The organism is Bacillus sp. SH5-2, from assembly GCF_008368905.1.
Lineage (GTDB): Bacteria > Bacillota > Bacilli > Bacillales > Bacillaceae_G > Bacillus_A > Bacillus_A luti.
Window position 1 is genome coordinate 1 of the sequence record NZ_QOSD01000046.1, and the last position, 1,291, is coordinate 1,291.

1 protein-coding gene is annotated in these 1,291 nt (G+C 33.5%); it reads left to right on the forward strand.

The features are described 5' to 3' along the window. A partial coding sequence (locus DN410_RS27620) for an RNA-guided endonuclease InsQ/TnpB family protein (protein ID WP_149178838.1) occupies positions 1 to 1,237 on the forward strand: 1,237 nt, incomplete at its 5' end. Between the last annotated feature and the right edge of the window lie 54 nt (positions 1,238 to 1,291).

Genomic DNA, 1,291 nt, shown 5'->3' on the forward strand with positions numbered 1-1,291 from the left:
ACAACTTCTTGCCTATCAGAAGAAATTGGAAAAAGAGAAATTAAAGCCTAAAGAAGAACAGAAAGAGATTAAATGTAATTTGTTTTCAGAACCTAATTTTGAAAAACCTTATGTAGATTACAACTTTCTAGATGCACTATTTAAGGTTATGATTCAAAATGATTATCGAGCTTTGCCTACGCAATGTAGCCAGTCAATCATGAAAGGTTTGTTCCAAAATTGGAAATCTTTTTTTGCTAGTTTAAAAGACTATAAAAAGAATCCAAACAAATATGCTGGAACGCCTAGGATTCCAAAGTATATTCGTTCTTCTGAAAAAGAGATTCTGTATACAAACCAAGATTGCATCATTAAAAACGGTAGATTTTTAAAGTTTCCAAAGACGAAATTGCAATTAAATATTGGGAAACTAGGTTTCACTGAAGGTAAACTGAAACAAGTTCGTGTGATTCCAAAATACAATGAATATGTAGTGGAATTGGTAATTGATGTTCCTTCTGAACAACAAATTATTGAAGAGAATGCTCGTTATATGAGTATTGATTTAGGTATTGATAACCTTGCAACCATCGTAACAAACACAGGTATGAAACCTGTCCTTGTTAAGGGCAAACATGTCAAAAGCATAAATCAATATTACAACAAAATGAAGAGTCATTTTACAAGCATTCTTAGAAATGGAAAACAAACGAATGAAGGACCTTTTACTTCTAAAAGGATAGAAAAACTTCATCAAAAACGTTACTTGAAAATAAAAGACGTCTTCCATAAAGTTAGTCACCATATCGTAAAACTAGCTCAAGAAGAAGAAGTTTGTAAAATCGTTATTGGTCAAAACAAAAGTTGGAAACAAGAAACGAATATGGGAAAAAGAAATAACCAATCGTTTTGTCATATCCCACATAGTTTACTGATTCAAATGATTACATACAAAGCAAATGCTGTAGGCATTCAAGTTGTTGTAACTGAAGAATCATATACATCGAAAGCAAGTTTTCTGGATAACGACTTCATTCCAACGTATGGAGAAAATGAACAAAATACAACTTTTTCAGGAAAACGAATAAAGCGCGGCATATATCGTTCAGCAAATAAAACTTTAATTAATGCAGATGTAAATGCTGCGGCTAACATTTTACGAAAAGTAATCCCAAATGCATGGACAAATGGGATAGAGGGGTTAGGCGTGAAACAGCTCGCTAATGTGTTAACTCCCCTGACGTTAATCGTCCGTTAGGTCGAAACGTTAGAAACCCCCACTTCAAGCTTTGCTAAGTGGGGGAGTGTTCAT